Annotated in this window: 19 protein-coding genes; 11 read left to right on the top strand and 8 right to left on the bottom strand. The window is 74.1% G+C overall.

Annotated elements, in window-relative coordinates:
* Positions 1-6: 6 nt before the first annotated feature.
* On the bottom strand, positions 7-195 hold the full coding sequence (locus tag HNR61_RS17585) for a hypothetical protein (protein ID WP_067829455.1): 189 nt from the start codon (positions 193-195) through the stop codon (positions 7-9).
* A 184-nt stretch (positions 196-379) separates the two neighbouring features.
* On the opposite strand from HNR61_RS17585, the gene HNR61_RS17590 reads away from it, so the two are divergent.
* The 3 genes from HNR61_RS17590 (at position 380) to HNR61_RS17600 (ending at position 2,713) form a co-directional block, all read left to right on the top strand.
* Entirely contained in the window at positions 380-1,033 is a 654-nt protein-coding gene (locus HNR61_RS17590) for a response regulator transcription factor (protein WP_067829452.1), read from the top strand.
* Positions 1,030-2,304, top strand: coding sequence for a sensor histidine kinase (locus tag HNR61_RS17595; protein WP_312897942.1), 1,275 nt, complete (start codon positions 1,030-1,032; stop codon positions 2,302-2,304). The genes HNR61_RS17590 and HNR61_RS17595 overlap by 4 nt, the downstream gene beginning before the upstream one ends.
* Positions 2,305-2,407: 103 nt before the next feature.
* Positions 2,408-2,713, top strand: coding sequence for a hypothetical protein (locus HNR61_RS17600; RefSeq protein WP_182844230.1), 306 nt, complete (start codon positions 2,408-2,410; stop codon positions 2,711-2,713).
* A 4-nt stretch (positions 2,714-2,717) separates the two neighbouring features.
* On the opposite strand, the gene HNR61_RS17605 is transcribed toward HNR61_RS17600, so the two are convergent.
* Complete coding sequence (locus HNR61_RS17605; RefSeq protein WP_182844231.1) at positions 2,718-5,399, bottom strand: ABC transporter substrate-binding protein; 2,682 nt, start codon at positions 5,397-5,399, stop codon at positions 2,718-2,720.
* 64 nt (positions 5,400-5,463) lie between these two features.
* Positions 5,464-7,080 carry a serine/threonine-protein kinase gene (locus HNR61_RS17610; RefSeq protein WP_182844232.1) on the bottom strand — a complete coding sequence of 539 codons (1,617 nt, stop codon included), beginning with the start codon at positions 7,078-7,080 and terminating at the stop codon, positions 5,464-5,466.
* A 542-nt stretch (positions 7,081-7,622) separates the two neighbouring features.
* Between HNR61_RS17610 and HNR61_RS17615 the strand changes: the two genes are divergently transcribed.
* Positions 7,623-7,919, top strand: coding sequence for a DUF4193 domain-containing protein (locus tag HNR61_RS17615; RefSeq protein ID WP_067829483.1), 297 nt, complete (start codon positions 7,623-7,625; stop codon positions 7,917-7,919).
* A 124-nt stretch (positions 7,920-8,043) separates the two neighbouring features.
* Positions 8,044-8,820: a hypothetical protein gene (locus tag HNR61_RS17620; protein WP_312897985.1), complete on the top strand. Its 777-nt coding sequence runs from the start codon at positions 8,044-8,046 to the stop codon at positions 8,818-8,820.
* 101 nt (positions 8,821-8,921) lie between these two features.
* Here HNR61_RS17620 and HNR61_RS17625 read toward each other — a convergent pair whose 3' ends face one another.
* A complete protein-coding gene (locus HNR61_RS17625) occupies positions 8,922-9,521 on the bottom strand; it encodes a maleylpyruvate isomerase family mycothiol-dependent enzyme (RefSeq protein WP_182844233.1) in 600 nt (199 codons plus the stop codon).
* A gap of 98 nt (positions 9,522-9,619) precedes the next feature.
* Entirely contained in the window at positions 9,620-9,907 is a 288-nt protein-coding gene (locus HNR61_RS17630) for a DUF4235 domain-containing protein (protein ID WP_067829434.1), read from the bottom strand.
* Positions 9,908-10,033: 126 nt separating this feature from the next.
* Between HNR61_RS17630 and valS the strand changes: the two genes are divergently transcribed.
* Complete coding sequence (valS, locus tag HNR61_RS17635) at positions 10,034-12,571, top strand: valine--tRNA ligase (protein WP_182844234.1); 2,538 nt, start codon at positions 10,034-10,036, stop codon at positions 12,569-12,571.
* 136 nt (positions 12,572-12,707) lie between these two features.
* Positions 12,708-13,592, top strand: a complete 885-nt coding sequence (locus HNR61_RS17640) for a metal-dependent hydrolase (RefSeq protein ID WP_182844235.1) — start codon at positions 12,708-12,710, stop codon at positions 13,590-13,592.
* On the opposite strand, the gene HNR61_RS17645 is transcribed toward HNR61_RS17640, so the two are convergent.
* Entirely contained in the window at positions 13,577-14,914 is a 1,338-nt protein-coding gene (locus tag HNR61_RS17645) for a hypothetical protein (RefSeq protein WP_182844236.1), read from the bottom strand. The two genes, HNR61_RS17640 and HNR61_RS17645, sit on opposite strands and share 16 nt — an antisense overlap.
* A 110-nt stretch (positions 14,915-15,024) precedes the next feature.
* Here HNR61_RS17645 and HNR61_RS17650 point away from each other — a divergent pair, with 110 nt between their 5' ends.
* Positions 15,025-16,227, top strand: a complete 1,203-nt coding sequence (locus HNR61_RS17650; RefSeq protein WP_182844237.1) for an acyl-CoA dehydrogenase family protein — start codon at positions 15,025-15,027, stop codon at positions 16,225-16,227.
* Positions 16,224-17,318: an acyl-CoA dehydrogenase family protein gene (locus HNR61_RS17655; protein WP_182844238.1), complete on the top strand. Its 1,095-nt coding sequence runs from the start codon at positions 16,224-16,226 to the stop codon at positions 17,316-17,318. The genes HNR61_RS17650 and HNR61_RS17655 overlap by 4 nt, the downstream gene beginning before the upstream one ends.
* Positions 17,319-17,392: 74 nt before the next feature.
* On the opposite strand, the gene HNR61_RS17660 is transcribed toward HNR61_RS17655, so the two are convergent.
* Positions 17,393-18,574 carry an FAD-dependent monooxygenase gene (locus HNR61_RS17660; RefSeq protein ID WP_182844239.1) on the bottom strand — a complete coding sequence of 394 codons (1,182 nt, stop codon included), beginning with the start codon at positions 18,572-18,574 and terminating at the stop codon, positions 17,393-17,395.
* A 132-nt stretch (positions 18,575-18,706) separates the two neighbouring features.
* On the opposite strand from HNR61_RS17660, the gene HNR61_RS17665 reads away from it, so the two are divergent.
* Together HNR61_RS17665 and HNR61_RS17670 are read left to right on the top strand one after the other, a co-directional pair.
* Positions 18,707-20,071 carry a lipase family protein gene (locus tag HNR61_RS17665; RefSeq protein ID WP_182844240.1) on the top strand — a complete coding sequence of 455 codons (1,365 nt, stop codon included), beginning with the start codon at positions 18,707-18,709 and terminating at the stop codon, positions 20,069-20,071.
* A 79-nt stretch (positions 20,072-20,150) separates the two neighbouring features.
* On the top strand, positions 20,151-21,395 hold the full coding sequence (locus tag HNR61_RS17670; RefSeq protein WP_182844241.1) for an amidohydrolase: 1,245 nt from the start codon (positions 20,151-20,153) through the stop codon (positions 21,393-21,395).
* Between the two features lie 7 nt (positions 21,396-21,402).
* Here HNR61_RS17670 and HNR61_RS17675 read toward each other — a convergent pair whose 3' ends face one another.
* A complete protein-coding gene (locus HNR61_RS17675) occupies positions 21,403-22,722 on the bottom strand; it encodes a cytochrome P450 (RefSeq protein ID WP_182844242.1) in 1,320 nt (439 codons plus the stop codon).
* Positions 22,723-22,757 lie beyond the last annotated feature (35 nt).

Here is a 22,757-nt window from a genome sequence, read left to right on the forward strand (position 1 = left end):
TCACCCTCAGTCGCAGCGGGGTGGTTCGACACCGACTTCCACACCGATGTCGTTGTTCGCTGCGATCCGGCGCAGTTCCTTGATCTCCTCCTGGCGGATGTCCGCCAGGTAGGTGTCGCCTTCTGCGTGGGCGGCACGGAGCGATGCGTAAGCGTCATCGAGCCGCTGTTGGATGGTGCGTGACAACTCGCCCAAGGGGCCTCCTCCCGGATCAGGCACCCCTTACCCAGCGCGCCGGGCGCGGTAAACCCGATCTTCCGAGAGTTTTCCGGGTGTTCCCGGCCTTCCCGCGGGAGGCATCCTGGTAGGGGGCTTACGGACGTCTTACGGCCGCCATGGCATACCTGGTCAGGGGACGATACGAGGGGATGGACGACAGGTGCGTGTTCTGGTCGTCGAGGACGAGCGGGTGATGGCCGACGCCATCGCCACGGGGCTGCGCCGCCAGGCGCTGGCGGTGGACGTGGCCTACGACGGCGCGGGCGCGCTGGAACGGACGGGGGTCAACGAGTACGACGTGATCGTGCTGGACCGGGACCTGCCCAGGGTGCACGGCGACGACGTGTGCAAGCAGCTCGTCGCCCAGCGGTACCCGGCGCGCATCCTGATGCTGACGGCCGCCGGGGAGCTGGACGACAAGGTCGAGGGGCTGTCCATCGGCGCCGACGACTACCTGCCCAAGCCGTTCGCGTTCGCCGAGCTGGTCGCGCGGGTGCGGGCGCTCGGCCGCCGCGCCGCCGCGCCGCTGCCGCCGGTGCTGGAGCGCAGCGGCGTCCGCCTGGACCCCGGCCGCCGCGAGGTGACCCGCGACGGCCGCCCGGTGGACCTGACCCGCAAGGAGTTCGCGGTGCTGGAGGTGCTGCTGAGCGCCGACGGCGCGGTGGTCAGCTCCGAGCAGCTTCTGGAGAAGGCGTGGGACGAGCACATCGACCCGTTCACCAACGTGGTGCGGGTCACGATGATGACGCTGCGCAAGAAGCTCGGCGACCCGCCGGTCATCGAGACCGTGCCGGGCGTGGGGTACCGGCTGTGAGCCCCCGGTCCACCTCCCAGCCCGAGGCCCGGCCCACCACGCCGGGCGCGCAGTTCGGCCAGCTCGGCGTGGCCATGAACACCGGTCCGCAGCCGATCCCCGCGCACCTGAACCCCGGCTCCAAGGGCCGTCCGGGGCCGCTGCTGGAGGACCTGAAGGCGCTGCCCAGCCGCGTCAGCGTCCGGCTGCGGCTCACCGTGCTGTACGGGCTGCTGTTCTTCATGGCCGGGGCGCTGCTGCTGTTCGTCACGTACCTGCTGGTCAACACGATCCTGGACGAGGTGTTCCCCAGCGGCTACATCATCATCCGCAAGCCCGACGGCGCGATCACCGACCCCGACCTGGTCAAGGACCTGGCGATGCGGCAGCTGGTCGGCCGGTCGCTGCTGGCGCTGGCCGGGGTCGGGATCATCGCGCTGGTGCTGGGCTACTTCGTCGCCGACCGGGCGCTCAGCCCGTTGCAGCGGATGACCGCGACCGCCCGGCGGCTGTCGGAGAGCAACCTGCACGAGCGGATCGCCCTGCAGGGCCCCGAGGACGAGCTGAAGGAGCTGGCCGACACCTTCGACGCGATGCTGGAGCGGCTGGGGCAGGCGTTCGACTCCCAGCGCCGCTTCGTCGGCAACGCCTCGCATGAGCTGCGCACCCCCCTGGCGATCAACCGGACGCTGCTGGAGGTCGCGCTCGGCGACCCCGACGTCTCCGACGACCTGCGGACCGTCGGCAAGACGCTGCTGGCCAACAACGCCCGCCACGAGCGCCTCATCGAGGGCCTGCTGCTGCTGGCCCGCAGCGAGCGCGAGCTGACCACCCGCACCCCGGTGGACGTCGCCGACGTCGCCACGACCGTGCTGGAGAACGTCCGCCGCCGCGAGGACGAGCTGCCCAACGAGGTCGCCGTCCACCGCGAGCTGACCCCCGGCACCACCTCGGGCGACCCGGTCCTGCTGGAGCACCTGGTCTCCAACCTCGTCGACAACGCGATCAAGCACAACGACGACGGCGGCGAGGTGTGGATCCGCACCGGCGTGCTGGACGGCGTCACCACCGTGCAGGTGGAGAACACCGGCCCGGTGGTGCCCGGCTACGAGGTGGAGCGGCTGTTCGAGCCGTTCCGCCGCCTCAACGCCGACCGCCTGGAGTCCGCCAAGGGCGCGGGCCTCGGCCTGTCGATCGTCCGGTCGGTGGTCCTGGCGCACCGCGGCACCGTCTACGCCGCTCCGCGCCCCGGCGGCGGCCTGATCGTCACCGTCCGCCTGCCGGTGGGCTGACGGGCCGGGCGCGCGGAACGCGGCATTGAGCCAAGATCAACCCCTTTGTTAGGTTTGTCGTCAACCTGACTCTCCCGCACCGGGAGGACAAAGGAGCTCCCCCATGAACGCAAGGCGACTGACGGCCGTCGCGCTCGGCGTCGCGCTCGGCGCCGTGCTCTCCGCCGCCCCGCTGACCGTGGCCGTCGCCCCCGCCAGCGCCGAGGCGGCCCGGACGTCGGCGGGGTGCCCGGGGCGCCAGACCTGGAGCGACGAGAACACCTTCGGGGTGATGTGCCCTACCCGGAGCATCGGCGCGGCCGCGTACTGCAGGAACAAGGTGCTCGTGTACGGCAGGAAGGCGCCCGCCAGCCGGTGGTCCTACGCCTACTGCGCCGCGCACGGCGGCCTGGCCCGCCCCGCGCTCTGACGCCCTACCTCCGGCCCGCGTCCGCCAGGGTCGGGTGGCCGTCGACGTCGGGGTTCAGCCCGGTGAAGCGGTCGGAGCGGAGCGCGACGCCGCCGCCGCTCACCACCGGGATGATCGCCATGTCGTCCAGCGCGACCTTCTCGGCCTCCTGGGTCAGCCTGGCGCGTTCGGCGGCGTCGGGCGTGCGCCGGATCCGGTCCAGCAGCCCGTCGAAGCGGCCGCTGCGCCAGCCGGAGTAGTTGTTCAGCGCGTTGCCGCCGGTCGCGATCTGGTCGCCGCCCAGCAGGGAGCCCAGCAGGGCGGAGCCGGCCGGGTAGTCGGGGCGCCAGGCGAAGATCATCAGCCCGGAGGCGTTCTTGGCGGTGACCTGGTCGCGCAGCTTGTCGTAGGCGAAATCCTTGATCGTCTTGAGTTCGACGCGCCAGCCCAGCACGCGTTCCAGTTGGGTCTCGACCTGCCCGGCCATCGGCAGTTGGGTGCCGGTGGTCATGGTGTGCAGGTGGACGACCGTGCCCTGGCCGAGTCCGGCCCGCGCGGCGAGCATCTTGGCCCGCTCCGGGTCGGGGGCGTCGCAGGAGGGGCAGGCGCCGGGCTGCCCGGAGCCGGCGACCGGCGGGGGCACCAGGCCGCGGGCGGGCCGTCCGGGGACCAGGGAGGCGAGGGTCGTGCGGTCCAGCGCGTAGGACACCGCCAGCCGCGCGTCCCTGGACTTCATCGGCCCGCGCGCGGTGAGCGGGACGAGCATCCGGGTGGTGGCGACCGGGTATTCGACCCGCCCGGCCATGCCGCCGGTGGTGCGCCCGGCCGCCGTGTCCGCCGGTGACGCCCAGTCGGTCTCGCCGGAACGGAAGGCCGCCGTCATCGCGTTGGAGTCGTCGGTCAGCCGGACGTTGACGCGGTCCAGCCGGGTCCTCCCGAACGCCCAGGAGTCGTTGCGGACCAGCTCGACGCTCCTGCCGGGCGTGTAGGAGGCGAGCCGGAACGGGCCGTTGCCGATCGGGCGCAGGTGGTGGGACTCGTTGTCGGGGGCTCCGGCGGCCCTGGGCGCGGGGAAGAAGAGCGGATCGGCCAGCCGCCAGGGGAACTCGCAGGACGGGCCGGTCAGCGCGACGTCGAGGGTCTGCCCGGAGGCGCGCACCCCCGGGAGCCGGTCGGTCTTCTTCGCCGACGCCTCGGTGTATCCCCTGATGTCCTCCATCAGGAAGGAGGCCATGCCGGACGGGTTGCGCGCGGCGCGGCCCCAGCCGCGGGCGAACGCCTCGGCGTCCACCGGCTCGCCGTTGGCGAACCGCGTGCCGTCCCGGATGGTGATCTTCCAGTTGGCGCAGGTGGCGTCGGGGGTGAGGGCGGTGGCCAGCCGGTTGCGCAGCGCGCCCTGGGGGGTCACCTCGACCAGCCCGGTGAAAAGCTGCTTGGCCAGCATGGTCCCGGTGCCGCCGGAGGCGTGCTCGGGTGCGAGGTACCCCTTGTCGTAGGGCGTGTTCGCCATCATGCTCAGCGTGCCGCCGGCCCGGTCGAAGGGCGGGGGCGGCTCCTTGCCGTCGCCGTTGAGGTTGGCCAGGGCGACGCCGGCCGCCAGGACCAGCGCGACGGCGGCGGCGCCGCCCGCGCCGACCAGGACCCCCACGCCCCTGCGGCGGGGCCCCCTGCCGCCGGGCACGGTCTGCTGCGCGTTCGGCGGGGGCGGGTACTGCGGCTGGGGGAACGCGGGCGGTGCGGGCGCCGTGGGGGGCGGGGGCGGCCATGCCTGCGGGGCCGTCGGGGGAGCGGCGAACGCGCCCGTCGCGGCGGCCCGCACGCCCCGGTCCAGCATCCCGTCCCTGTCCAGGGAGACCGCGGGCCGGGCCGGGGTCTGGGGCGAGGCCGGGGGCAGGCTGCCCGCCAGGCCCAGCAGCCGCAGCAGCACCTGCTGGGAGGCCGGGCGCCGCGCCGGGTCCTTGTCCAGGCACCCGGCCACCACCGACCGCAGCGGCTCGGGGAGCGCGCCCAGGTCCGGCGGCAGGTGCAGGATGCGGTGCATCACCGCCGGGATGCTGTCCTGCCCGAACGCCGGGCGTCCCGTCGCCGCCGTCACCATCGTGGTGCCCCAGGCGAACACGTCGGCGGCCGGGCCGACCCGCGCCCCGGTGATCTGCTCGGGCGCCATGTAGGCGGGGGTGCCGACGGCGGTGCTGGACAGCGTCCCGGTGGCGTCCAGCGCCCGCGCGATCCCGAAGTCGATCACGCGGGGGCCGTCGGCGGCCAGCAGCACGTTGCCGGGCTTGAGGTCGCGGTGCGCCACCCCGGCCTCGTGGATGGCGGTCAGCGCCGTCATCGTGCCGATCGCCAGCCGGTCCAGCTCCGCGCCCGACCGGGGCCCGTGCTCGGCCAGCACCCGCGCCAGCGGGGGCCCGTCGATGTACTCGCTGACGATGTAGGGCCGGTCCCCGTCGACGTCGGCGTCCAGGACCCGGGCGGTGCAGAACGGCGCGACCCGCCGCGTCACCGCCAGCTCGGCGGCGAACCGCTGCCGCGCCCTGGCGTCGCCGCTGAACCGCGCGTGCAGCAGCTTCACCGCGACCGGGTGCCCGGGCTCGTCCTCGGCGAGGTAGACCGCTCCCTGGCCGCCCTCGCCGAGCAGCCCGGTCAGCGTGTATCCGCCGATGCGTCGCGGGTCTCCGTCGCGCAGCGGGGCGACCTCGGGCATGGCCCTCCTGTGGGGGAACGCGGACGCCCGGCGGCCGGATCCGGCCGCCGGGCGGGTGGTGCGGTTACTTGGAGACCGAGCCGGAGGCGCTGCCGCCGCTGGTGCCGCGCCAGGTCCAGCTCATGTTCTTCGCGCCGAACTTGGTGAACGTCAGCGTGCCCGCCGCGCAGTGGTTCCCGGTGGTCAGCGGCGTCTCGCTGAACTCCGCGCGGGTGCTGCCGACGGCGGTGCTGCCCGACGTCAGCGTGGTCTTGGTGATGCAGGTCGGCGTGCCGTCGGTGTAGGTGTAGCGCGCGGTGCCGCCGGTGCTCAGCACCGCGAACTGCACGTTGAACGTCTTGCCCTCCTGCCGCCCGGTGCCGTTCCAGACGCCGATCATCCCGGTGTCGATGTCACCGCCGCCGTAGGTCCGCGACGGGGACGGCGAGTAGGTCGGCAGGGTGTAGGGGTCGGGGTCGTCGTCCTTGTTGGCGATCACGATCAGCGCGACCACCACGACCAGCGCGACCAGCGCGACCACGCCGCAGCCGATGGCGATCGCGGGTCCCGAGGAGGAGCGCCGCGGGGGCGGCCCGTAGGGCGGTCGCGGCCCCTGCGGCATCCCGCCCTGCATCGGCGGCATCTGCTGCGGAGGCGGAGGCTGCTGCATCCCCGCGTTCTGGTACATCGGCATCGGCGGCGGGGTGATGTGCTGCTGCGGGGGCGGCGGGGTCGCCCCGCCGTGCATCGGCATCGGCGGGGGAGTGATCGACTGCTGCGGGTGGGGCCGCTGCGGGGCCGGCGGCATCGGCAGCTGCGCCGCGATCCGGGTGCCCTGGTCCAGCAGGTCCTCCGCGTCGGCCTGCCGGGACGGGGCCGCGCCGACGGCCTCCAGCAGGTTGATCAGCAACTGCGCCGCCGGGGGGCGCAGGCCCGCGTCCTTGGACAGGCAGCGGCCGATCAGGTCGCGCACCGGGCCGGCCGGGATGCGCGACAGGTCCGGCTCGTCGTTGAGGATCTTGTTGATGATCACCGGGAGGGTGTCGGCCTCGAACGGCGACTGCCCGGTGGCGGCGAACACCATGGTCGCGCCCCAGGCGAAGATGTCCACCGCCGGGGTCAGCGGCGCGCCGGTGAGCTGCTCGGGCGCCAGGTAGCCGGGGGTGCCGACGACCATGCCGGTCGCGGTGACCGCGCTCTCCTGGGAGTTGACGGTGCGGGCGATGCCGAAGTCGACCACGCGGGGGCCGTCGGAGGCCAGCATGACGTTGTTCGGCTTGAAGTCGCGGTGGACGATCCCGGCCTCGTGGATGGCGGCCAGGGCGGTCGCGGTGCCGATCGCCAGCCGTTCCAGGCCGGCGGCGTCGAAGGGGCCGTTGTGCGCCACCACGTCGTGCAGCGACGGCCCGTCGATGAACTCGCTGATGACGTAGGGCTGGTCGCCGTGCACGTCGGCGTCCAGCACCTTGGCCGTGCAGAACGCCTCGACCTTCTGCGCCGCCGTCACCTCGCGGATGAAGCGGGCGCGGGCGGCGGGATCGGAGGCCATCTGGGCGTGCAGCAGCTTGACGGCGACGTGCTGTCCGCCCGGGGCCCGGCCGAGGAAGACCGCGCCCTGCCCGCCCGCGCCGAGTCGCCCGACGATCTCGTACTGTCCCAGTGCCCGGGGATCGCCTGGCTCCAGAGGAGCGGCATCCGGCATATGAGCCTCCAGTGACCCGCAGTGTGTTGTACCCGCGTGTTGATCGGGGCCCCTCGGCGGGTCGTTTCGCGTCTGTTTCCGGCGGAACCCCCGACTGGGGCCCGCCCCAACCTCAGGCGGGCACGATATCGCGTTAGTTCAGACGTTTCACCGAAGCGTCTGGTTCAGCCGGAAGAGCGATCGGTCCGGACGGGGCCGGTCCCGGCCGCCCTCCCGCGTCCGGACCGCCGCGCGGGGAGGCGGGAAAGCCCGTTGGCGCGCACAACGCCGCCGGTACCGATATGATCCCGCCGCCGTGGGAAGGACGGCGGGTGTCGTGGCACTGCTTCATACCGTGACAATCCGCCGGATATGTGACGTAAACCACATTTTGTGGGCCTGCAAGGGTGTGCGGTGTCACGCGTGGGGCCGGTCGCGCCTTGTGTGTCGCAGCTCACCGCCCGTGACAGAATTTCCCGCCCGGATCGGGCACAAGTTCGGCCCCCCGTGCGTTAGATCCGCGCGACGGGGCGCATAAAGCATCGAGGGGGATGGAGAAGAAGATGGCGACGGATTACGACAGCCCGCGGAAGACGGACGACGACCTGAGCGAGGACAGCCTCCAGGAGCTCCAGGCTCGCCGTGCCGACAAGGCCGCGAGCATCATCGACGAGGATCTGGACGCCGGCGAGGTCGCCGAGCTGCCGGGCGCCGACCTGTCGAACGAGGAGCTGACCTTCCGGGTCGTTCCGCGGCAGGCCGACGAGTTCACCTGCACCCGCTGCTTCCTGGTGCACCACCGCAGCCAGCTGGCCAGCGAGAAGAACGGCCAGCCGGTCTGCCGCGAGTGCGCCGCCTGACGGGGGGCCGCCGGTGACGGAAGGTCCCGAACACCAGCCCGACCACGCGCCGTCCGCGGAACCCGGCCGGGACGCGGCGCCCCACCGCGACGCGGCGCCCCACCAGGCGTCCGGCGGGGACGAGGTGCCCGACCGGGAGGACGCGGAGATCGGCGAGCTGATCGGACGGCTCGCCGCCGACGACTCCATGGACCGGGAGACCCGCGGCCGGCTGCTCGGCCGCCTGGCCCGGCTGCTGGGCGGCAGCGCCCGCCGGGCGGGCGCCACGGGAGTGGCGCGCGGCCGGTGGCTGGGCGACCTGCTCATCGCCGCCGCGCCGCACATCCCCGTCCGGGACGTGGAGACGCTGCGCGCCCACCATCACGGGCTGTCCGGCGAGGACCTCGCCGACAACCTGGTCCGGGTCGCCGTCAACGGGACCACCGCCGTCGGGGCGGCGGGCGGCGCGCTGGCGGCCGTCCAGTTCACCGCCCCGCCCCTGCTGCTGTCGGCGCCCGCCCAGCTCGCCGCCGAGACGCTGGTGATCGCCGCGATCGAGGTCAAGCTCATCGCGGAGCTCCACGAGGTGTACGGGGTGCGGGTGCACGGCTCCGGCGCGACGCGCGCCGCCGCGTTCCTGACCTCCTGGGCCAGGCAGCGCGGCATCAACCCGCTGGAGACCGGGACGTTCACCAACGCGCTGGGGTCGGCCGCCAAGGTGGCCCTGCGCAAGCGCCTGCTGCGCACGCTCGGGCGCAGCATGACGACCATGGGCCCGTTCCTGACGGGGGCGGCGGCCGGGGCGGCGCTCAACCGCACCGCCACCAAGAAGCTCGCCACCAGCGTCCGCGACGACCTCCGCAGGACCGCCGGGGCCCCCGCCCCGCTGCCGGGCGAACCCCCCGCGCTCGGCTCCCCCTGACACGCCTCCCACCGACACGTCCCATCGACACGTCCCATCGACACGGCCGCGCGGCCGCGCCGGGGCCTTCCGTCCCCCGGCGCGGCCGCGCGCCGTTCACCTCAGGCGAACTCCAGCTCGCCGCGCACCGAGTCGCGGCCGCACAGCCACATGCCGAGGGCCTCGCGCGTGCCGCGCACCTCCGGGCCGCGCCCGACCGGCCGGTGCCCGTCGGTGGGAACGAGCCGGTACCGCAGCACCCGCCGGTTCATCCACAGGCTGAGCTGGAGCCCCTCGCGGAAGATGGCGCCCGCCACGTCGTCGGGGACCTGCCGCGTCAGGCCGAGGCCGCGCACGATGTCCTGGTGGTGGACGCCGAGGTCGCCGAGCAGGACCCCGGCGCCGAACCGGCTGGTGGTGCTGGGGCGGTCGGCCCAGTGCCGCGCCCACTCCATGAGCCGCTCGCGGGACACCGCGCGCGCCCGGTCGGCCTGCGCCTGGTTGGCGTCGTTGACGCGGAGCCCGTGGGGCAGGTACGAGGACAGGAGGTAGTCCAGCCCGATCACATGGCCGAGCACATCGCGCGGCGCCCACTCGGCGCACAGCGTCGTCCCGGCGTCGAAGTCGTCGTCCGACAGGCCCTCAAGGGTCTCGACCAGGCGGTGGCGCTCGGCCCGCAACGCGTTCTCGTAGGGAAGCCTGAGCTTGTCGAGGGGGCGCATCGTGGTCGATCCCTTCGTGACGACTCCGGGAACGACCACGATACGCAGGGCCGGGCCGGGGGCTCACCGGACCCCCGGTCCCATGGGGTCGCCCCCGTCTACACCTCGGCCTTGAGGTGCGAGGGCAGCGTGCCGGTGCTCTTGGCCCACTGCCGGGCCGCCGCGCGGGTGGCCAGCAGCCGCGCGACCTCCATGCCGATGCCCATCACCACGATCCAGCCGATGGCCTCGCTCAGCGCGACCTCGGGGGATTCGGGGTTGGTCGGCGGCTCCTTGCCGGTGGTCTTCTTCCACGCCAGCGCGATCGCCTTCTTGGCGACGAACCCGCCGGCGAACGCGGAACCGCCGGCCAGCACCCGCCAGCCGATATCGCCCTTGTCCGCCATCACAGTCCTCCCGTCATGCCGTTGTCCCAGACGCTACCGGAACGTCGCGATCTCAAACGCGGACGGCGTCGGCCGCCGCGCGGGATATTCGGATGCGGCGTCACGCAGGCCCAATACCATTGGCCCATGACAGGACAGCCGCGTACACCGAACGTTCCCTCCAAGCCCTCGCTGGACGGCCTGGAGGAGAAGTGGGTACGCCGCTGGGACGCGGACGGGACCTACCGGTTCGACCGGGACCGGCCCCGCGACGAGGTCTTCTCCATCGACACCCCGCCCCCGACCGTCTCGGGGTCGCTGCACGTCGGGCATGTCTTCTCCTACACGCACACCGACACCGTCGCCCGCTACCAGCGGATGCGGGGGCGCGCCGTCTTCTACCCGATGGGCTGGGACGACAACGGCCTGCCCACCGAACGGCGCGTCCAGAACCACTTCGGCGTCCGCACCGACCCGGCGCTGCCGTACGACCCGTCGTTCGAGCCGCCGGACAAGCCCGACCCCAAACGCCAGATCCCGATCTCGCGGCGGAACTTCATCGAGCTGTGCGAGCGGCTCACCGCGATCGACGAGAAGGCGTTCGAGGAGATGTGGCGCAGGGTCGGCCTGTCGGTCGACTGGAGCCTGCTCTACACGACGATCGGGGACGAGTCGCGGGCGGCGTCGCAGCGGGCCTTCCTGCGCAACCTGGCGCGCGGCGAGGCGTACCTGGCCGAGGCCCCGACGCTGTGGGACGTCACGTTCCGGACCGCCGTCGCGCAGGCGGAGCTGGAGGACCGCGACCATCCGGGGGCGTTCCACCGGCTGCGGTTCCACGGGCCGCAGGGGCCGGTCCTCATCGACACCACGCGGCCGGAGCTGCTGCCCGCGTGCGTCGCGCTGGTCGCGCACCCCGACGACGAGCGGTACCGCCCGCTGTTCGGCACGACGGTCCGGACGCCGCTGTTCGGCGTCCAGGTCCCGGTCCTGGCGCACCGGCTGGCCGAGCCGGACAAGGGCTCGGGCATCGCGATGGTCTGCACGTTCGGCGACGTCAACGACGTCACCTGGTGGCGGGAGCTGGACCTGCCCACCCGCGCGGTCGTCGGCTGGGACGGCCGGCTGGCAGGGGAGCCCCCGCAGGGCGTCCCGGCGCACCCCTACGACGAGCTGGCCGGGAAGACCGTCTTCTCCGCCAAGGAGCGCGTCGTGGAGCTGCTGCGCGAGTCCGGCGACCTGGACGGAGAGCCCCGCGGGGTCACCCGGCCGGTGAAGTTCTACGAGAAGGGCTCCAAGCCCCTGGAGATCGTCACCACCCGGCAGTGGTACATCCGCAACGGCGGCCGCGACGCCGACCTGCGGGAGAAGCTGCTGGCGCGCGGCGACGAGCTGAGGTGGCACCCGGCGTACATGAAGGGCCGCTACGACAACTGGGTCGAGGGCCTGGCCGGGGACTGGCTGATCTCGCGGCAGCGGTTCTTCGGCGTCCCGATCCCGGTCTGGTACCCGCTGGACGGGAACGGCGAGCCCGACCACGACCGGCCGATCGTCCCGGACGAGTCGGCGCTGCCGGTCGACCCGTACACCGACGTCCCGCCCGGCTACACCGAGGAGCAGCGCGGCGAGCCGGACGGCTTCGTCGGCGACCCCGACATCATGGACACCTGGGCGACGTCGTCGCTGACCCCGCAGATCGCGGGCGGGTGGGAGCGCGACCCGGACCTGTTCGGCCGGGTGTTCCCGTTCGACCTGCGGCCCCAGGCGCACGACATCATCCGGACCTGGCTGTTCTCCACGGTCGTCCGCGCGCACCTGGAACACGGGTCGCCGCCGTGGAGCGACGTGGCGCTGTCGGGGTGGATCCTGGACCCCGACCGCAAGAAGATGTCCAAGTCCAAGGGCAACGTCGTCACGCCGATCTCGCTGCTGGAGGAGTACGGCTCCGACGCGGTCCGGTACTGGGCGGCCAACGGGCGGCCGGGCACCGACACCGCGTTCGACACCGGCCAGATCAAGGTCGGGCGCCGTCTCGCCATCAAGATCCTGAACGCGTCGAAGTTCGTCCTGGGCTTCGGCGAGGTGCGGCCGGACGACGAGATCCGGTGCCCGCTGGACCTGGCGATGCTGGCCGGGCTGCGCGGGGTCGTCGCCGAGGCCACCGGGGCGTTCGACGGCCATGACTACACGCGGGCGCTGGAGCGTACCGAGCGGTTCTTCTGGGAGTTCTGCGACGACTACCTGGAGCTGGTCAAGCAGCGCGCCTACGGGGAGGGCGCGGAGGCGGCCTCGGCGCGGGCGGCGCTGAACACGGCGCTGTCGGTGATGCTGCGGCTGTTCGCGCCGTTCCTGCCGTTCGTCACCGAGGAGGTCTGGTCGTGGTGGCGGGAGGGCTCGGTCCACCGGGCGTCCTGGCCCGCGGCCGGGGAGCTTCCGGACGGCGGCGACGCGACGCTGCTGGCGGTCGCGGCCGAGGCGCTGCGGCAGGTCCGCAAGGCCAAGTCCGACGCCCGGCTGTCGATGCGCGCCGAGGTCGCGGCGGCGACGGTCGCCGGGGTGCGGGCGGGCGAGCTGGCCGGCGTGGCGGGGGACCTGCGGGCCGCCGGGCGCATCGCGGACCTGGACCTGCGCGAGGGCGGAGGCGACCTGACCGTCGCGGTCGAGTTCGCCGAACAGCCGCCGGGCTGACGTTCGCGGGGCTGACGTTCGCGGGGAACGCCGGTCGCTCCCGGGCGGGGGCGGCCGGCGTCGCCGCGCGGCTTGACTTCCGTCCGGCGGCGTCGCCATATTGGACATCTAGTCCAATATGGCGAAGGGTCGTGCGATGGGTGAGATCGACGAGAGGCATCCCGTCATCGCCCCCCGGCGGGTGCGGTTCGACTGGGAGGGCACCCCGCTGCACTGGATCCCGGGCGAGCCGGTCGCCACGCACTTCATCAACGTGCTGCACCTGCTGCTGCCCGCCGGGGAGCGCTGGTTCGTCCACGTCTACAAGCAGACGCTCCCGCTGATCGAGGACGGGCGGCTACGCGCCGAGGTCAAGGGGTTCATGGGGCAGGAGGCCGTGCACGCCTACTCCCACCAGGGCGTTCTCGACCGGCACATGCTCGCCGGCGGGCTGGACCCGCGTCCGCTGACCGCCCGCATCGAGTGGCTGTTCCAGAACCTGCTGGGGGACCGGCCCCCGATCCCGCTGGTCACGCGGCGGCAGTGGTTGAGCTTCCGGGTCGGCGTGATCGCCGGGATCGAGCACTACACCGCCGTGCTCGGCCAGTGGATCCTGGACGCCCGCGAGCTGGACGCGGCGGGCGCGGACCCCACGATGATGGACCTGCTGCGCTGGCACGGGGCCGAGGAGGTCGAGCACCGGTCGGTCGCGTTCGACGTGTACCAGTACGTGTCGGGGGCGTACTGGAGGCGGTTCCTCACGTTCTTCGCCGGGGTGCTGGCCCTGCCGCTCACGGTCTACCTGGGCGCGGCCTACCTGTGCCACGCCGACCCGACGCTGAGGGGCGTCCGGCCGCGCGTGCGCGACTACCGGCGGGCGGTGCGGCGCGGGATCTTCCCGAGCAACCGCTTCATGATCGCGGCGGCGCGGGCCTACCTGCGGCGCGACTACCACCCCTCGGCGGAGTGCTCCACGCGGAAGGCCCTGGACTACCTGGTGACGTCACCGGCGGCGCTCGCGGCGGGCTACAGGGCGTCCTGAGCGGCGACGCGCTCGCGCAGCCACGCCGGGGCCCCGGCCGGGTCGCCGTACATCACCAGGTCCTCGCGGCACGCCTCCTCCGGCGGCGGGTCCTCCTCCCAGCCCTGGGAGGGCTCGCCGTAGAGGCCGAACCGCACGCCGTGGTCCGGCTGCATGTCGATCTGGAACGAGTACCAGCCCGCGTTGTCGCGCAGCATCTCCCGCCGCAGCTCCACCAGCGCCGCCACCGCCTCCTGCGGCGGCCCCGGGAACCGGGTGCCCAGCGACCACGAGTACGCCATGACGCTGGCCACGACCCGCGTGCCGATCCCGTTGCCGACGACCTGGACGTGCTGTACGTCGTCGGGCACGGACGCGATCAGCGCGCGCCGCACCCGTTCCATCAGCCGCGCCTCGGCGGTGGTGTAGGGGGCCGTGCCGGGTCCGGGCCGCCAGGCGATCTGCGACGTCGGGCCGGGCTCGGCGCGCCCGCCGGTCAGCCAGGCGGGGCGGGCCTGCTGGCCGGGGAAGCGCTCGGTCTCCCGGCGGAACTCCGCCGGGTCCGGGGCGTTCCGCCATCGCGGCGGATGGCTGCGGTCCACGGTCAGGATCGCGCCGCCGGGATGGGCGAGGCCGAGGCGGGCGACGTGCCAGGAGCCGTTCCCGGCGGCGCGCAGCCGGGCGAACAGCGCGGCGACCTCCGGCGGCGGGGTGAACGGGCCGGTCTGCTCGAAGATCGTGTGGACCCGGCCGTCGATCTCCTCGTGGTCGCCGACCGCGCGGTACTCCACGGCCGCCTCCCGCCAGTCCGGGGGCAGCGCCCACGCCAGGACGTCCGCGATCGCGTCGGTCGCGGCGAGCCGGTCCGGGGCGGGCGCGGCGGCGGGCGCGGCGGCGGGCGGCAGGCCGAGCCGGGCGCGCATCCAGCCGGGCACGTGCGCGTCGTCACGGGGGAACAGCTCCAGCTCGCGGGCCAGGTCCTCGGCGGACGGAGGCGTGCTCCACGACGGCTCGCGGTCGGGGGAGGGGTGGAACGCCGTCGCGCCCCGCGGCCCGTCGAAGATCAGCCGTGCCGTCAGCCAGGTGCCGCGGCCGGGCCGGTGCCACAGCCCGCGCAGCTCGGCCAGCGCCTCGTCGACCCTCTCGACCCGCCACGGGTGGGACCGGCCCGACCTGTCGGCCATGAGCAGCGTGAACGCGTTCCGCGACAGGTCCCCGACCCGCAGCGCGACGAGGCTGACCCGCCGCCACCCCTCCGGGGCCTGGGCGCGGATCTCCGCGGTGATCCGGTCGAGCAGCGCGTCGTGTCGGTCGGCGGGCACGTGGTCGGGAACGTCCGGCATGCCGGCGACCCTAGCGCGGGCCGGTGACGGCCCGGGGGCGACTTACGTTCCGGACGGCGGGGCACTAACGTAAGTGTTCACTGATCTCCGTCTCCCGCAGGAGCCGCTCCGTGACCTCCACCAGCCCCCCGGACATCGACGAGTACCGGCGGACGGCGCGCGCGTGGCTGGAGGCCCGCACCGCCGGGCTGCCGCCCGACCCGGGCCTGGACGACGCCCGCGCCTTCATGGCCGACCTGTACGACGCCGGGTACTCCGGCATCACCTGGCCCGTCGAGTACGGGGGACAGGGGCTGTCGGCGGCCGAGGAGCGCGCGTTCCAGCAGGCCGCGAGCGACTTCACGCTCCCGGTCGGCGTGTTCGGCATCGGCCTCGGGATGTGCGGGCCGACGCTGCTGTCGATCGGCACTGAGGAGCAGAAGCGGCGCCACCTCCCGCCGCTGCTGCGCGGCGAGGAGATCTGGTGCCAGATGTTCTCCGAGCCGGGCGCGGGCTCGGACGTGGCGTCGCTCCAGACCCGCGCGGTCCGCGACGGCGACCACTGGGTCGTCAACGGGCAGAAGGTGTGGACGTCGGTCGCCCGGCAGGCCGACCTCGGGCTGCTGATCGCCCGCACCGACCCGGACGTGCCCAAGCACCAGGGCATCACGATGTTCGTGATCGACATGCACGACCCGGGCGTGACGGTCCGGCCGCTGCGCGACATGACCGGCGAGTCCCACTTCAACGAGATCTTCTTCGACGACGTGCGGGTCCCCGCCGAGAACGTCGTCGGCGAGGCCAACGGCGGCTGGTCGGCGGCCGTGACGACCCTGCTGCACGAACGCGTGTCGATCGGCATGGGCGCGGCCCGCACCGAACGGCCCGCCTCGTTCGCCGCGCTGCGGCGGGCGGCGGGCGAGCGCGGCCTGCTGGCCGACCCCGCCGTCCGGGAGCGGCTGGTGGACCTCTACCTCCGGGAACGCGCGTTCGACCTGCTGAGCGCGAAGATGTCGCAGGAGGTCAAGGCCGGGATCCAGCCCGGCGCGCGCGGCTCGGTGGTGAAGCTGCTGCTGGCCGACCTCACCCTGGACAGCGCCGACGCCGCCAGCGAGATCCTCGGCCCCGACACCGTCGCCCACGACGACGAGGGGCGGATCGCGCGGGCGCTGGCGTGGGGCCCCGGCATGGCCCTCGGCGGCGGCACCAACGAGATCATGCGCAACATCATCGGCGACCGCGTCCTCGGCCTGCCCCGCGAGCCGCAGGTGGACCGCGCCGTTCCGTTCAAGGACCTGAAGGTCGGCACGCAGGCGAAGGAGGCGGACCGGTGAGGCTGATCCCGACCGAGGAGCAGAGGGACCTGGCCGCCGCGGTGCGCGCGTTCCTGGCCGACCACGCGCCGATGGCGGAGGTGCGGCGGGTCGCCGAGTCGGACGCCTCCTACGACGCGCGGCTGTGGGAGCGGCTGTCGGGCGAGCTGGGCCTGGCGGGGCTGATCGTCCCCGAGGAGTACGGCGGCTCCGGGGCGGGCCACGCCGACCTGGCCGCCGCGCTGGAGGAGCTGGGCGCGGCGCTCACCCCCTCGCCGCTGCTGGCGACGGTCCTGGCGACCGGTGCCCTGCTCGCCTCCGGCGACGGCGCGGCGGCCAGGGACCTGCTGCCCGGCATCGCCTCCGGCGCGACGGTGGCGACGTTCACGGTGCCCGTCCCCGGCGACCCGTGCGCCCGCCTGCGCGACGGGGCGCTGCACGGGACCGCGCCGCGCGTGCTGAACGGCGCCGACGCCGGCCTGGTCGTCGTGGCCGCGGCGACGGGGGAGGGGGACTCCCCGCTCGGCCTGTTCGCCGTCGAGGGGGACGCGGCCGGGCTGACCCGCACGCCCCTGAACGTCCTGGACCTGACCCGCCCCCAGGCGCGCCTCGACTTCGACGGCGTCCCGGCCCGGCGGATCGGTCCCGGGGACGCGGGGGAGGCCGTCGCCCGCGCGCTGGACCTGGCGGCGGTCGCGCTGGCCGCCGAGCAGCTCGGCGGGATGCGGCGCTGCCTGGACGCGATCGTGGAGTACGCGAAGCTGCGGGTGCAGTTCGGGCGGTACGTGGGGTCCTTCCAGGGCGTCAAGCACAGGCTGGCCGACATGCACTGCGTGCTGGAGCAGGCCGAGGCGGTCGCCCGGCACGCCGCCTGGGCCGCCGACGAGGCGCCCGGGGAGCTGCCGGTCGCCGCCGCGTTCGCCCAGTCCTACCTGGGCCGCGCCTACTTCCAGGTCGCCCGCGACCATCTGCTGCTGCACGGCGGCATCGGCTTCACCTGGGAGCACGACGCGCACCTGTACTACAAGCGCGCCAAGGGCGACGAACTCCTGCTGGGAGCGCCCCGCCACCACCGCGCCCGCCTGGCCGAACGCCTCGGCCTGCTGGTCTGAGCGGCCCCCGAGGGCCCCGGGCGGGGCGGACGGCGCGCACCCCGTCCGCCCCGCCCGGCTGCCGTCGCGCGGGCTCAGCGGGGGGTGTAGGGGTTCTGCTGGCCGTCGAGCGAGGCGTTCAGCCAGGCCGCGAACCCCTCCGGCGACATGCGGGCCAGGTCGGGGACGGCCTCGACGCGCTGGCGGCCGAGGGCGCGCCCGAACCCGACCAGGGCGTTGCCGAACGTCCTGCGCTCGGCGTCGTAGCGCGCCGCCGCCCTCTCCCAGGAGTCCTCCTCCCGGCACGCCCGCTCCAGCGCGAGCGCGTCCTGCATCGCCTTGACCGCCCCGCTGCCGGTGTGCGGCCGGGCCAGCGCCCCGGCGTCGCCCGCCAGCAGCACCCGCCCGTCCGCGTAGGCGGGCACGGTCTGGTCGTAGATCGGCTGGACGTGCAGCAGCGAACGCGGCGTCGCGCGCACCGCCTCGGCCCACACGGGCGGCAGCGCCTCGGCGGCGAGCCGCCGCACCTCCGCCACGAGCCCGTCGCCGAGCGAGCCGCGGGGCAGCGACATCGCGTGCTCGGCGGTCAGGCCGGGCGGCGGCGGGGCGTACAGGCCCCAGTTGAGGCGCTCGCCCGCGCCCGCCGGGCCCGGCATCCGGTAGAAGACCGCGTGCCCGCGCGGGAAGCCCACGGCGACGGCCCGGTCGCTGATCGGCCAGCGGGACGCGTCCTGGGGGAGGTCCCCGCGCCACAGCACGTACCCGGCGTAGGAGGGCTCGGCCGGCGATCCCAGCAGCGCGCGGACCAGGGAGCGGTAGCCGTCCGCGCCGACCACGGCGTCGAACCGTTCGACCGACCCGTCGTCCAGGGTGACCGCCGGGCCGTCGGGCGCGACCGCCGCCACCGCGCGCCCGGCCCGGTACGCCCCCTCGGGCACCCGGGCGCGCAGGGCGCGCCACAGGACGGCCCAGTTCGTGGCGAGCGCGGGGAAGGGCTGCTCCCCGACGCGCCGGCCGCCGTCGCCGTCCGGAGCCCGGACGAGCCAGTCGATCGCGGTGATGGGGATCGTCGGCAGGTCCGCGTCGAGGTATCCGGCGGCGACCAGGGCGTCCCGCACCGGGACGGGCATCGTGATCCCGGCGCCCCGGTCCAGGAGCTCGCCCCGGCTGCGTTCGAAGACGGTGGGTTCGCATCCGGCGTTCCGCAACGCGACGGCCACCGCGCATCCGGCGACGCTTCCGCCCACGACGGCCACACGCGTATCGGTCAGGGGCATGAAAGCCTCCAGGGTTCGGGCCGCCCGCCCCCACGCTAACCGGCGTGCCGTGGCAGGTCACTTATTGACAGTGACGCTAATAGCAGCGAACAATGTGGTTCGCTCTCTTACCACTCTTCTTCTGGAGCTCCCATGCGCCTGCGGACCACCGCCGCCGTCGGCATCACCGCTCTGCTCGCCACCCTCACCGCCGCCCCCGCCCCCGCCCACGCCCAGCCGCACGGCCCCATCCAACCGAGCGCCGCCGTCCCCGACGCCTTCTACACACCGCCCGCCGGGTACGAGGGCACCGCGCCCGGCACGGTCCTGCGCTCCCGCCGCGTGCAGACCGCCGCGCTCTCCCTGCTGCCCCAGCCGGTCGAGGCGTGGCAGCTGCTGTACCGCACGGCCGACCAGCACGGACGGCCGATGGCGACGGTGACGACCGTCCTGCGCCCGTCCGGCGGCGCGCCCAAGGGCCTGGTGTCCTACCAGATCGCCCAGGACTCGTCCGCGCCGCACTGCGCCCCCTCGCACGCCATCCGCCTGGGCAACCCGCTGGACGGCGTGACCGGCAACCTGGAGATCCTGCTCGCCGACTCCGTCGTCGCCAACGGCTTCGCCGTCTCGGTGCCCGACTACCAGGGCCCCGACAGCCAGTTCGGCGCGCCGAAGCAGCCCGGCTACGCGATCCTGGACGGCGTGCGCGCCGCCCAGCGCTTCGCCCCGCTGGACCTGCCCGGCAGCCGGACCCCGGTCGGGATCTGGGGCTACTCCGGCGGCTCCCTGGCCTCCGGCTGGGCCGCCGAGACGCAGCCCGGCTACGCGCCCGAACTGAACGTCCGGGGCGTCGCGGTCGGCGGCTTCGTGACCGACTTCGGCCAGGCCCTGCTGAAGATCAACGGCGGGTACGGCGGCGGGCTCATCGCCTCCGTGCTGCCGGGCGTGCTGCGCTCCAACCCCGACCTGGCGCGCATCGCCGACCGGTACCTCACCCCCGAGGGCAAGGCGCTGCTGGCCAGGAGCACCACCCGGTGCGTGGGGCCGAACGTGCTGCGGCACCTGTTCTTCGACGCCGACCGGTACCTGACGGTCCCGCTGCGGACGCTGCTGGACCGCCCCGAGGTGCGGGAGGCGCTGGAGCGGCACAACCTCGGGAGGACGGCCCCGACCGCGCCGATGTTCGTCTACCACGCCGTCCACGACGAGCTGATCCCGGTCGACGGGGCCGACCGCGCCGTCCGGGGCTACTGCGCGCGCGGCACGAAGATCACCTACACCCGCGAGCAGGTCAGCAGCCACGGCTCGCTGGCGGTGACCGGCGGCCCGGCGGTGCTGAGCTGGCTGACCCGGCGCCTCGACGGCACCCTGCCCGACCCCGCCGGGTGCTCCACCCGCACGATCCCCTCGACCCTGCTGACCCCCGAGGCGACCAGGGACGTCCCGCACTTCCTGGTCAGCGTCGTCCAGGGGATGCAGGGCCGGCGCGTCGTCACCGACCCCCCGGCGGACCGGTAGTTTCCCCGGCTCCCCGCCAGGGCACTGCTCGTAGCGCCGGGAAAACCGCGGGCACCGCCTTCGAACGCGGGGGAGATCTGTGCAGGACGTGTTGCGGCACTGGACGCCCGAGCTCGCCGAACGGCTCGGGGAGGTCTACCGGGACCTGCACCGGCACCCCGAGCTCTCCCTCCGCGAGCACCGCACCGCCGACCGGGTCGCCGCCGCGCTCGGACCGCTGGGCTGCGAGGTCGCCACCGGGATCGGCGGCACCGGGGTCGTCGCCGTGCTGCGCAACGGCGACGGCCCCGTGGTCATGCTCCGGGCCGACATGGACGCCCTCCCGGTCGCCGAGGAGACCGGGCTGCCGTACGCGAGCACCGCGCGGGGCGTGGACGAGTCCGGGGCCGAGGTGCCGGTCATGCACGCCTGCGGGCACGACATGCACGTCGCCTGCCTGCTCGGGGCGCTGGAGACGCTGGCGCGGGGCCGCGCGGCGTGGTCCGGCACGGTGCTCGCGGTGTTCCAGCCCGCCGAGGAGCTGGTGCGCGGCGCCCAGGACATGATCGACGACGGGCTGTTCGAGCGCTTCCCCCGGCCGGAGGTGGTGCTCGGGCAGCACGTCGCCCCGCTGCCCGCCGGAACGGTCGGGTACGGCGAGGGCCCCGTCATGGCCGCCGGCGACTCCGTCCAGGTGACGCTGTTCGGCCGCGGCGGCCACGGGGCACGGCCCGAGGACACCGTCGACCCCGTCGTGATGGCCGCCGCCGTGGTGATGCGGCTCCAGGGCATCGTCGCGCGCGAGGTGCCGCACCACGAGAAGGTCGTGCTCACCGTCGGGCGGCTGCACGCGGGGCACAAGGACAACGTCATCCCCGACACCGCCGAGCTGGGGATCGGCGTCCGCAGCTTCGACCCGGCGGTCCGGGACCGGGTCCGCGCCGCCGTGGAACGCGTCGTGCGCGCCGAGGCCGCCGCCAGCGGAGCCGACCGGGAGCCCGCGTTCGCCTGGAAGACCGGCGCCCCCGTGCTGGTCAGCGACCCGCGGGCCACCGCCGTGACGGCCGAGGCGTTCCGCGGGCGGTTCGGAGCCGACCGGGTGGTGCGGCTCCCGTCGCTCGCGGCCAGCGAGGACGTCGGCCGGTACGGCGAGGCGCTCGGGGTGCCGACGGTGTTCTGGTTCTGGGGCGGGGCCGGCCCGGGGGCGTTCGCCGAGGCGGCGGCCGAGGGGCGGCTGCCGCCGTTCAACCACTCGCCGCGCTTCGCGCCGGTCCTGGAGCCCACCCTCACCACGGGCGTGCAGGCCCTGACCGTCGCCGCCCTGACCTGGCTGGCCGCCCCCTGACCGGTGGTCAGTAGGTGAACGGCAGGTGCTTGATCCCGTTGATGAAGTTGGAGAACAGGTGGTCGGGGCGGCCCGCGGAGCGGATCTCCGGCAGGCGCGTGAACAGCTCGCGGAACATCACGGTGATCTCGCGGCGGGCCAGGTTCGCGCCGAGGCAGAAGTGGGGGCCGGGGCCGCCGAAGCCCACGTGCGGGTTGGGGGAGCGGGTGATGTCGAACGCGCCGGCGTTCGCGAAGACCTCCTCGTCGCGGTTGGCCGAGTTGTAGAACAGCAGGACCTTGTCGCCCTCGCGGTAGAGGTGGCCGTTCATCTCGTGGTCGCGGGTGAGGGTGCGGCGGAACTGGATGACCGGGGTCGCCATGCGGACGATCTCCTCGACCGCGCCGGGGATGTACCGGTCGAAGTCGCCGAGCAGCAGTTCGCGCTGGTCGGGGTGGTCGGTCAGCAGTTTCAGGCCGTGGGACATCGCGTTGCGCGTGGTCTCGTTGCCCGCCACCACCAGCAGGATGAAGAACGACCCGATCTCCTGGTCGGTCAGCGACTCCCCGTCGAGGTTGGCCGTGACCAGCGCCGAGACCAGGTCGTCGCCGGGTTCGCGGCGGCGCTTGCGGGCCAGCTTCATCGCCAGGTGGTTCAGCTCGTAGCCCGCCGTGAGGCCCCGGGTGAGGCCGTAGGCGACGCCGGTGCGGGTGACGCCGGTCTCGGCGAGGCGGAGGCCGCCGGTGTACTCGGGGTCGCCGAGGCCCAGGATGACGTTGGAGCGGTCGAACACCATCGGCCGGTCGCGGTCCGGGACGCCCGCCATGTCGCAGATCACCTGCAACGGCAGCCGCGCCGCGACCCGGGTGACGAAGTCGCCGGGCCCCTCGCGCAGCACGTCGTCCACGATGCGGGTCGCGGTCGCCTGGAGGTCGGTCTCCATCTTCGCCAGCATGCGCGGGGTGAACGCCCGCGACACCACGCGGCGGATCCGGGCGTGCCGCGGGTCGTCCATGTTGATCATCGAGCCGAAGTAGCGGGCCAGGTACGGCGGCAGGTCGGCGATGCTGTTGGAGCACGGCTCGCTGGAGAACACCTCGGGGGTGCGGCTGGCCTCCACCACGTCGGCGTGCCGTACCAGCGCCCAGTAGCCGGGCCCGCCGCCGAGGAACGGCAGCTTCAGCTCCGGGAAGAACGCCGGGCGCTCCCGGGCCCGCAGCGCCGCGAACGCCGCCTCGCGCTCGCGGCGCGGCCGGGACCAGAACGCGATGTCCGACAGGTTGACGTCGTGCCGTACCGCCGTGGTCACACCGCACCGCCCTTGGAGCCGAATCGGGTTCGGTTCCATCGAAGCCAGGCGGCGCGGCGGCGTCAAGGGATCGG

This window comes from Actinomadura kijaniata (genome assembly GCF_014138665.1).
In the GTDB taxonomy this organism is placed as follows: Bacteria; Actinomycetota; Actinomycetes; order Streptosporangiales; family Streptosporangiaceae; genus Spirillospora; species Spirillospora kijaniata.

Bases quoted from the DNA above. Each gene is read 5' to 3' on its own strand.
- HNR61_RS17665 (WP_182844240.1), top strand. From the start codon at position 18,707: ATGCGCCTGCGGACCACCGCCGCCGTCGGCATCACCGCTCTGCTCGCC.
- HNR61_RS17675 (WP_182844242.1), bottom strand. From the start codon at position 22,722: ATGGAACCGAACCCGATTCGGCTCCAAGGGCGGTGCGGTGTGACCACG.
- HNR61_RS17645 (WP_182844236.1), bottom strand. From the start codon at position 14,914: ATGCCGGACGTTCCCGACCACGTGCCCGCCGACCGACACGACGCGCTG.
- HNR61_RS17605 (WP_182844231.1), bottom strand. From the start codon at position 5,399: ATGCCCGAGGTCGCCCCGCTGCGCGACGGAGACCCGCGACGCATCGGC.
- HNR61_RS17625 (WP_182844233.1), bottom strand. From the start codon at position 9,521: ATGCGCCCCCTCGACAAGCTCAGGCTTCCCTACGAGAACGCGTTGCGG.
- HNR61_RS17660 (WP_182844239.1), bottom strand. From the start codon at position 18,574: ATGCCCCTGACCGATACGCGTGTGGCCGTCGTGGGCGGAAGCGTCGCC.
- HNR61_RS17615 (WP_067829483.1), top strand. From the start codon at position 7,623: ATGGCGACGGATTACGACAGCCCGCGGAAGACGGACGACGACCTGAGC.
- HNR61_RS17640 (WP_182844235.1), top strand. From the start codon at position 12,708: ATGGGTGAGATCGACGAGAGGCATCCCGTCATCGCCCCCCGGCGGGTG.
- HNR61_RS17630 (WP_067829434.1), bottom strand. From the start codon at position 9,907: ATGGCGGACAAGGGCGATATCGGCTGGCGGGTGCTGGCCGGCGGTTCC.
- valS (WP_182844234.1), top strand. From the start codon at position 10,034: ATGACAGGACAGCCGCGTACACCGAACGTTCCCTCCAAGCCCTCGCTG.
- HNR61_RS17610 (WP_182844232.1), bottom strand. From the start codon at position 7,080: ATGCCGGATGCCGCTCCTCTGGAGCCAGGCGATCCCCGGGCACTGGGA.
- HNR61_RS17600 (WP_182844230.1), top strand. From the start codon at position 2,408: ATGAACGCAAGGCGACTGACGGCCGTCGCGCTCGGCGTCGCGCTCGGC.